Raw genomic sequence first — 10,031 nt, forward strand, 5'->3', positions numbered from 1 at the left:
ATAGAAAAGCTAGTGCGACCAATCAACACTGTTCGCAGCAGCTTGAAAATTGAAAAAGAATACTTGTAAGAGGAATGAAAGGGACGGTTCGTTTGTGGTCATTGACCTCAAACGAACCGTCCCTTTCTGTGCCTTCAGAACATTCCATTCTTATTTGGTGAATTTTCTGGTACAGGCTGACCGATGTCCCACAATTCAACGATCTGTTCATTTTGGAAGCGGAAGATATGCATTACTGCCCCTCCTAGATCATCTGGGTGCTGCTGGATATGGGAATAAATTGCTACTTTATCATTCTCTTGAATAGCTAGTTTGACTTCTAAATTCTTATTAGGACTTTGTACTGCATTTTCTTCCATTGCGATCATTAAGGAATCCGCATCTCCACTAAAGAAGGGATTATGGTGGCGAAAGTCGGGACCTATGTAGTTTTGAAAGGCTTCGCGAATTTTTGCCGACGCTACAAGCTTTAGAAATGAAATTGCTTTTTCCTTTTGGGATTGAGCTGTTTTATACTGCTGATCCATTCAATAACATCCTTTCATTCTAAGAATGACTAGAAGTTTAAGGCATGAATTACCACTATGTCAATTCAAAAGGGAATTCATCTTTCTACCTTAAAAATATGGAACATTTCTAGGCTGATAAGAAATAGTGTCAGCTGAATATAATTCAATGAGTAAATGATTTCCTAGCATTTTTGCTTGTATGAGGACTGGTCTTTCATAGTTATTTTCGAAAACAAAATCAGGTCCATCCCAACTGACGGTAGCATCTCGTTTAGGAGGGACATATGGAATCTTTCGACTGTGTGAATACCGTTGAATAATCTTTAATCCAGCGTTGTCTACTGCGTTAAATAGGGTAGAGGATACTTGACAAATTCCACCACCAATATCTTCTGAAAATTTTCCGTGAATGATGACAGGAGCTTGTAAATATCCCTTTTCTACCGTTCTCTTTCCTACAAATTGATTAAACGAAAATTGTTCCTTTGGAAAAATAACGCTATTATTAATTGCCTCTGTAGCTAGCGAAATATTCATGGTTCGTTCTTTGTTATTACTGTTAAAGGATGTGATATATCTGCCGATTTTTTTTCTGCGAATACTATCTAATAGTTCACTATCAACTTTAGGATAAATTACTTGTAAGGGGATTTCCTCCTTACTGGTAGTATCATTGAAATAATGAGCATACATTTGACTGATAAATTTAAGACGATGTAAACGATATCCAACTTGCTCAGGAACGATACTCCCATATTTATTAATCATAGCATCCTTTGGTTCGATATAAACTTCATTATCTAATGCATCCATTACTTTATTAAATTCTTCTGTATCTATGACAGGTAAACTAGGTGATTTCCACAAAAAGTCTTGTTCGTCCACATTTTGGTTTGTTGGTTCACTTTTGAACATATTAAAAAAATTACTTGGAGTAATCACTGCTTGAAACAATAAAATGAGCCCGAGTAATAAATGGGAATTCATCTGAAAAAACCTCCGTAATAATCTCCGTTATCCTTAATATGTGTTTGTTCTCAAATTTAATGTATTTATTTGTAAAAAGGTTGTCCCTTTTTTGTCATGTATAAATAGAGATAATATTTACAATAATGGAGAAGGAATTCCACGTTTTTAATAGAAGTATGTCAGAGGATTTTAAAAATAAATAATTAGGAGGTTGGCATGGGAAGACCAATTCATTTCGAAATTCATGTGGATGACATGGAACGTGCTAAAAAGTTTTATGGAGAGGCTTTTGATTGGAAATTTGAAGATTGGAGCGACTATGCTGGGATGCCTTATTTTGGGGCTGTGACTGGCGATGAAAATGAGATGGGAATTAATGGAGCTTTAATCAAACGTCCAGTTCCTCTCCTAGAAAACACCCAAGCTGTGAATGGGTATGCTTGTACAATGGGGGTGGAAGACTATGATTCTGTTGAAGCGAAAATTCTTCAAAATGGAGGAACAGTCGCCCTGCCCAAGCATGCACTTCCTGGAATGGCATGGCAAGGTTACTACAAAGATACGGAAGGAAATATATTTGGTATTCATCAACCAGATGAAAACGCAAAATAATGGGCAGAAAGGAACGGTTCTTATGACTTCACTAGAACCATTCCTCTGTTTCTTTTTATTGTTCTTTCTTCAAAATGGCATAGGCTCCGCTAAACATGGCCATGAGTAGACCTGATATTGGGAAGATGATCCAGTTTATATGCCAGTTTCCATATACAAATCCAGTGAATAAGAAAATGGCAGTGGCAAGTGGCCAGATGATTGCTGCGAAGGCGCCAATTACTTTATCCTCGTGTTTCTTTTCTATAGAATACGATTCTTCCTTTAACAATTTTGTGTAAGCACCCATTTTCCCGCCACTCACAATAAATACATAAGTAGCTATGGCAATAAACAGTAAGAGAACACAAACACCATAGGTAACTGCCTGTTCATTGATTGCAATCGTTACTAATAAAGAAATTGGTGATAAAATGCATAGGGAAACACCAATAATAATGGAACGAAAAAAGATTGGCTGATAAGCTTCTTTTGCCATCTCGATTTTTTTGAGCAAATACGTTGGAATCGTAAAGTTTCCCTTTTTTTCGATGAATTTATATTTCTCTAATAGTTGCCCACTATAGATGAATAAACTAACGGCAATGGCAACAAATAGTAGTAATTGAGCTACACCGATTAATGTAGCTGTATTTTCTGTTATTCCGTTTAGAAAACCATTATCATATAACTCTATGAAGAGAACTAAGAAGGAAGATCCAAGTATGCAAAGCATCACGCCAATCCCAATCCAATTCATTGCTTTTGAGGTTTGTTGAAAAAAACGATTTACTTCTTCTTCTGAGAGTTGACGTTCTGGTGATTTTTCTTCATTTAATGGAATGTCCAACTCACTTAAAAGTTCATCAATATTACCAAATTCAGATATCACAATACCAATTGCTTCATTTTCGGTTTTTCCTGCTGCCTTTAATTCGTAATATTTATCCTCCATACTTGAAAGCATTTCCTGTTTCAGCTTTTCCATTTCGGATGTTTTCGGCAAGTTGGCAAAGACATTGTCCAAATAATTGATTATGCTATTCATTATACGCCTCCTTAATAAATCGGTTAATAACTTCCTGTGTAACTGCCCATTCTTGGCATTTTTCCTGATAATACTTTCTTCCTTCTGCAGTAATGGTGTAGTAAGTCCTTCTTTTTCCATATTCGCCTTCTTTGTAATAGGAGTTAATATAGTTATTCTTAATTAATCGGCTAAAGGCTGAGTAAAGGGTCGTTTCTTTAATAATGTATTTTTCATTTGTTAGTGTTCTTATATCTTTGGAGATTTCATAACCATAAGAATCCTTTTCCAATAATAAAAAAAGAATGATGGTGTCATTATATCCTCGTATGACATCACTGCTTATCAAAAAATCACTCCTTTCTAATACTGCACTTATCGTACTATGTCTGTCGTAGTAATTATACTTTACCATATATACTACGACAGGTGAAGTAAAATGTTAAAAAATTTTTAGCTAATTCTAGGACTAGCCATTGTACATTTTTCTTCAAAAAGGCTGTTTTCTTTAAAAAATCTTGTTAGGAAAATAAATTATTTGGTAATTACAAAAAACAAAAAAGCATCTTCATTAACTGAAGATGCCCACAATGGCACTTACTGTTGTAATCAACGCCAAAGCTCCTATTACCCAAGTCAAATTTTTCAGTGTGTCGTTTGATTCTCTTGCGGAGACAATATGGTAGATTTCATTAAACGAAGCAAGCTCCAAAACTTCTAATCCTTCTTTTTCAATAATTTCTTCTAGATCTTTTAATTTCACATTTTTAAGTTCTTTTTCCTTTAGAAACCTCTTAAAGTCTACATTTGTATATGGTTTATTCACTTCAGACATCCTTCCTGCTAATCAAAGATAGACACTTAACCACATGATTATCTTACCGAATGTTGTTCCAACACTTAACTTTCATGAATTGGAAAATACAATATAAAACATAACTTTTCTCCAGATAGGAGTCAAGTAAGATGTAGTGGAAAGCCGATGGACGCATCTATAAACCAACATTTTTCCCTTTCCATGGCCTAGATTCTAATTGGAATTGGATAACTATCCTTCTTCAGTGCTTTCGGACGGTTCCTTACTATGTCTTTCCTTTACACATAATTAACAAAACTTCATGTTTATTAATATTGGCTTAAATGTTCCTTAAAAGAAGAACTCTATGATTCTAGTGAGTATGATAATCAGCTTAAGGGAGGAATGGTCTTGTGTCATTAAAAAAGAGGATAGCAAAGAGGGCTTTTGTCATCTTTGTTATGGGGGTATTTTTCTTTTCTACTTATTTTCCAGCATTGCCAGGTCTAACGACTTATGCAGCAGAACCAACTGGAGAGAAGGAAGAGGAGAAAGAGCAAACGGAAGAGGAAGTTACTTTAGAAGTACCTGAAACAACAGCCGAACAAGAAAAAGCAGTAACGAATGAAGAGGAAAAGCAAGAGGGACATACTAGTTTAGAAGGACAGCCATCTGAACCTTCTGAACAAGAAGAGCTACCCACAATTTCTGAACAAAAAGATGAACCAGTAACACCTTCTGAACAAGAAGAAGAACCAGCAACAAAAGAAGAAAATCAGTCTCAAGCAAATGAAAAGACAGATGAAAAAACAGAAACACCTCAAGAAGAGCCAATCGAAACTAAAGAACAGCAAGAGGAAAATCAACAAGAAACTGTTGATTATACAAAGCTACCACCCCTACTTATTACAGAGTTAGCTCCTGATTCGAAAGGAACGGACAACTTTGAATTTATCGAACTATATAATAATACTAATCAATCGATTGATTTAAATAGCTATTATTTTTATTACCATTATATAGGTAGTAGTACGCCAGATAAAATAATGTCTATTCCAGCAGCAACGATCGCACCGCAAGAATCGATTATCCTTTGGTTTAATGCGAATAATCTTTTACTAGAGGATTTCAACAACCACTTCAGCACGTCTTTAACTGAACAACAAGTTATTTCCTTTAAAGGAGATTTTCCTGGTTTTGCAAATGGGGGGAATCGAGGAATAATTATCAAAAATCTCGATGGTCAAGAAGTAGTATCTGCGAAATATTTACCAGGTGAAACAGATAATACAGGCTTAGATGTGCAGTATGCTTTTCCAACGGAAGGTACAGAAATGGAAAAGCAGCAAGTTAAAGCTTCCTCATCACCAGGCATATTAGGAGATGGACAAGTACCAGTTGAGCCGCTGCAGGTAAGTGCGAAAACAGAAGATACAGAAGCTCCTGTTATTACGCACGAAGCTAAAACAACAACAAAAGCAGGAGAGACTATTTCAATCGAAGCTATGATAGCAGATGATCGAAAAAACCCAACTGCTACATTCTATTATCAAGTCGAACCAGACACAGCATTTAAATCGATAGAGATGAAACAAGATTCAGTGAATCCACAAAAATTCACAGCGAGCCTTCCAAAAGAAGAAGTACAAGCTAGAATTGCATACTATTTGGAAGCAACCGATGGTATCCATATAACCAAAACATCAACTTATACAATTGAATTAGAAAAAGAAGAAGAGCCAGAACCAGCACAGGATACATATAGTGATCGTCCACTTTTAATCACAGAACTTTCTCCTAACTCGATTGGAGGAGGAACAGATTATTTTGAGTACTTTGAGCTATATAATAATTCGAATCAAACCTTAAATCTAGCAACCTATTCTTTTTCCTATGTCTATACAGACAATTCAAGAGAGCCAATCTTATTCCAATTGCCAGCTACGGAGATTAAATCGAAAGAAAAATTAGTATTTTGGTTTAATAATGGGGATAAGACATTAGAAGATTTTAATAAGGAATATGGGACAAGCCTTACAAGCAAGGAAGTAGTAATCTTTACTGATAAAGTCTTCCCTGGATTTGCTAATGGTGGAAATCGGGCCCTTGAAATAAAGGACTCCCAAGGAAATGCCATGATTTCAGCTAGTTATTTAGGTTCGGAAAATGACAATGAGGGCAAAGTGATTCATTATCAATTTCCTAAAGAAGGAACAGAGATGGAGAAGTACAAAGTTTTAGCTAATCCAAATCCTGGAATCGTGGAAGCAGATCAAGTTCCCACAAAAGAAGTGGAATTACCTGACGTGCCAAAAGATACGGAGCCGCCGGTTATTTCTCATGAGCCAATTAAAACAGCAAAAGCATTCACAGCAGTTACAGTTGAAGCAATGATAACTGATAACGAGGTAGCGAATCCAATTGTCACCTTATTTTATAAAAAATCGGCAGACGAGAGCTTTAAATCAATAGCGATGAATAAGGATCCACAAGGGAACTATTCAACAACGATTCCAGCAGCTGATATAGATGGGGAAATCACTTATTATCTTGTTGCTAGTGATGGAATCAACGAAAGCCAAACAGAAGAATATACTATTTCAGTGGAAGAAACAGACATTGATTTTTCCCAGCTTCCTAAATTACTCGTTACAGAGGTAGTACCTGATAGTGCAAATGTTGGAACAGCTGATGGATATGAGTATATTGAAATCTACAATAATACCGATAAGGCGATAAACTTTGCGGATTATAAAATGCAATATCGCTATAATGCCGACCCTGCAACCGATGTTGTTTGGCCATCAATTCCAGATGATGTCCTAATCGAACCGCAAAAGACACTAGTATTCTGGATTATTAATGGACAAAATGGCGAAAAAACGGTTGCTGATTTTAATGCCAATTACGGAACAAATCTCATTGAAAATAAGGAGATTGTCCGCATTAAAAGTGATGGAATGGCAAATGGCAGCATGCGTGGATTAGTGATTGCTACGAATACAAAAGAAGAGATAAATGTCGCTTATTATAATGATGAGGCGACACAATTAGATTCGGCAATGAATATGGGGATTCTTTATAAATTCCCTGAGGATGGTTCGACACAGTCGGTAAAAATTAGTTCAAAAACCAAACTAGGAACGCCAGGTTTGGTAGAGCCGACACAAGTACCAAATCAGCCTGTTCATGTAGAAGAGGATCTGTTTGCTCCAACATTAACGAATGCTACGAATGTTCAAGAAATCCATCAAATGGACGATTTAACGATTCGTGCAAAAGCAACGGATGATAAGGGGATTAAATCAGTTGTGCTTTATTATCGTACTAATGATCAAACGGACTATGAAAAGGTATTATTAACGGTAGATCCGAGTGATATAGAGTATTATGCAGCAACTTTGTATGCAGCGAATTTTATTGCAAAAGAAAGCATCGAATATTATTTTGTTGCAACAGATGGACAAAATGAAGTAACTTCTGAAAAATATGTCATCAACATTCATAATGATTTAAACAAAGAACCTATTTATTTAAATGTTCAGGATAATGATATTCTATCTGGAAGTGTCCTTTTAAAAGCTGCATCGAAGTCAGAAGCCGCAAATGATGTAGAACTTTTTATTGATGGAAAAAGAGTAGCGAAGGATACCTATCGTTCCTTGGAATCGCAAGCCTATCTTGCAGTGGATATTAGCGGATTAAATATGTATTTCAAAAATGCGATTGCGATGGGAGAAGACATTATTCACTTATTGGATCAGGATAATAATTCAGATTGGAAAACCTTTACGATTCCAATTGATCCAAAAAAATTGTCCATTGGGGAAAATATCATCACTGTTCGTTCAGGGAATAAGGCATCCCCATTTCAATTAGAAGAAAGTGAAGAAAATAGAGATGATTATAATATAAGAAATGTACGATTAATTTTAGCGGATGGCACAGTTATTAGAGATCCGCAAAAGGCGAATGCTTCTCAAGTATTTGATATGGGGGATGATGGAACCTATCGTCCATTCGAAGACTTTACTTTTACAATAACCGAAGAACAAATGAAAGCGAAAGCGTATGTCTGGGATACAACGACTGTTTCAGATGGAGCGTACAGTATTAAAGCAAAGGATAGAGAAGAGGAAGTAACGGCTTCTGTACAAGTAGATAATACGGCGCCGGTCATTAAGACCAATATGGAATCAGAAAAGGAATATAAAGGGGCCTTTACGATTGAAGCCAGTGCAGTAGATGCGTTAGCAGGAGTCGAGTCATTAGAAGTAACCTTAGATAATGAAAAAATAAGTGTTCCTTTTGATACTGCTTCCTCTGAGCTTGCTCCAGGTGCCCATGAATTAAAGATAGTTGCAGTAGATAAGGCTGGTAATCAAGCGGAGTCTGTTATCCCATTCTCTGTTACAAATGAAAATCCAAATAAGCCAGAATTAATAGCGCCAGCTAATAATGCAGCTACACCAGTAGATGGGGATCCTGCATTAAAGGTAAAGGTAACTGATCCAACCGGGGATTCGATGGATGTTCGTTATTATAAAGGCTACAAATATGAAGCAACAGATGGCAATGTAAAATCATTTGAAAACGCAAGTGATACAGAGCCGCCAGTTGAGCTTGTACCGGCTGGAGAAAAAACATTAACTGCTGAGGATGCTTCAGCGATTTCTACCTTAGATGGAAAGTACTTAACAACTGATTCTAGTACCCAATTTCCTTATCATCGCTTTGAAGTAGAGCTTGATTCTTCCATTGAGGAAGAGGACCGAGTGGAATTAGTGTGGAATGGGAAATCATTAGAAGGAAGAAAGGTTTCCATGTATGCGTGGAGTTTGTTAGAGAATAAATGGAAGCTACTGACGTATAAAATTGCTGGTGCAGAAGATTTCGCCTTAAAGGCAGAGGTACATGTAAGTGAGTTTGCAGATGAGTCTAATAAAATTAATGTGTTAATTCAAGACGAAATTCCAAGCTCTTCAGATGATTATGATTTACGTTTGTATGGATGTCTGATACTCAATACTATGCAGAAAGCTATCCATATATTTATAAACGCCAAACAGAATGGATTGCTGAAAAACAAGAAGAGTTAAAAATCAAATACGTCTTGCATACAGGTGATGTTGTGGACGAGTTTGATGATCAACAGCAATGGATTTATGCGGATGAATATATGCGTACATTAGAAGACTACAAGATTCCGTACGGGGTACTAGCAGGAAATCATGATGTAGATCAATTATCCAATGACTACTCCGAGTTTTCAAAATGGTTTGGAGAGGCTCGTTATAAAGACCAAGCCCATTATGGAGAATCGTATAAAAATAATCGCGGTCATTATGACTTGATTTCTGCAGGTGGAAATGATTTCATCATGATATATATGGGTTGGGGAGTAAATGATGAGGATATGGAATGGATTAACAATGTGTTAAAACAATATCCTGATCGAAAAGCCATTCTCAATTTCCATGAATATCTATTAGTTTCTGGAAACAGAAGTCCAATCGGAGAAGAAATTTTTCAAAAAGTAGTAGAGAAAAATGAAAATGTATTCCTAGTATTATCAGGTCATTATCATGATTCAGAGACATTAATCAGCGATATTGATGATGATCAAGATGGGATAGCCGATAGAAAAGTCTATCAAATGCTTGGAGACTACCAAGGTGGACCAGAAGGCGGACAGGGCTACATGAAGCTGCTTCATTTTGATCAAAAAAATAATCGTATTCTTGTTAATACGTACTCACCGTATTTAGATGATTATAATTTCTATAATCCAGAAGAATATCCATTGAAGGACGAATTGGTAATTGATCTGGATTTAACCGTTCAAGAAAAACGAGTTGCCACTGATTACTTTGCGGTCAATGTTTATACGAGTGAAGAAATCGGCCAGCAAGAAAACGTAGCAAGCGGTGATATTTCTGAAGTAGTTTGGAAGGAACTTGAAGAAGGACAAGCATACGATTGGTATGTAGTAGCTGCTGACAAGTATACTGGAATATCTATTTCTGATATCTGGTCTTTTACAAAAGGCAAGCCAGCACCAGTAGTACCAACAGAACCAGGTGATGGAGACGGTGGAAGTGAAGAACCAACACCGCCGGATTCAGATGGGAATGATGGA

General features: G+C 36.4%; 8 protein-coding genes. 3 read left to right on the forward strand and 5 right to left on the reverse strand.

Annotated features, from left to right (window positions below; genetic code table 11):
* Positions 1-134 precede the first annotated feature (134 nt).
* Positions 135-527, reverse strand: coding sequence for a nuclear transport factor 2 family protein (locus RTL21_RS22745; protein ID WP_312099405.1), 393 nt, complete (start codon positions 525-527; stop codon positions 135-137).
* Between the two features lie 90 nt (positions 528-617).
* Positions 618-1,496 (reverse strand): VanW family protein, encoded by an 879-nt coding sequence (locus tag RTL21_RS22750; protein WP_312099407.1) that lies wholly within the window; start codon positions 1,494-1,496, stop codon positions 618-620.
* A 198-nt stretch (positions 1,497-1,694) separates the two neighbouring features.
* On the opposite strand from RTL21_RS22750, the gene RTL21_RS22755 reads away from it, so the two are divergent.
* Positions 1,695-2,090: a VOC family protein gene (locus tag RTL21_RS22755; RefSeq protein WP_312099408.1), complete on the forward strand. Its 396-nt coding sequence runs from the start codon at positions 1,695-1,697 to the stop codon at positions 2,088-2,090.
* 55 nt (positions 2,091-2,145) lie between these two features.
* Here RTL21_RS22755 and RTL21_RS22760 read toward each other — a convergent pair whose 3' ends face one another.
* The 3 genes from RTL21_RS22760 to RTL21_RS22770 all read right to left on the reverse strand — a co-directional run bounded on the left by RTL21_RS22760 (position 2,146) and on the right by RTL21_RS22770 (position 3,922).
* Positions 2,146-3,117: a permease prefix domain 1-containing protein gene (locus tag RTL21_RS22760; RefSeq protein WP_312099410.1), complete on the reverse strand. Its 972-nt coding sequence runs from the start codon at positions 3,115-3,117 to the stop codon at positions 2,146-2,148.
* Positions 3,110-3,445: a PadR family transcriptional regulator gene (locus tag RTL21_RS22765; RefSeq protein ID WP_312099412.1), complete on the reverse strand. Its 336-nt coding sequence runs from the start codon at positions 3,443-3,445 to the stop codon at positions 3,110-3,112. The genes RTL21_RS22760 and RTL21_RS22765 overlap by 8 nt, the downstream gene beginning before the upstream one ends.
* A 222-nt stretch (positions 3,446-3,667) precedes the next feature.
* On the reverse strand, positions 3,668-3,922 hold the full coding sequence (locus RTL21_RS22770) for a hypothetical protein (RefSeq protein ID WP_312099414.1): 255 nt from the start codon (positions 3,920-3,922) through the stop codon (positions 3,668-3,670).
* Positions 3,923-4,305: 383 nt separating this feature from the next.
* Between RTL21_RS22770 and RTL21_RS22775 the strand changes: the two genes are divergently transcribed.
* Both RTL21_RS22775 and RTL21_RS22780 read left to right on the forward strand, forming a co-directional pair.
* Positions 4,306-8,991, forward strand: coding sequence for a lamin tail domain-containing protein (locus RTL21_RS22775; protein WP_312099416.1), 4,686 nt, complete (start codon positions 4,306-4,308; stop codon positions 8,989-8,991).
* Positions 8,904-10,031 (forward strand): metallophosphoesterase (locus tag RTL21_RS22780; RefSeq protein WP_312099418.1); only part of this gene is annotated, 1,128 nt, incomplete at its 3' end. The genes RTL21_RS22775 and RTL21_RS22780, both read left to right, overlap by 88 nt.

Source organism: Niallia sp. (assembly GCF_031978665.1).
GTDB lineage: Bacteria > Bacillota > Bacilli > Bacillales > Cytobacillaceae > Niallia.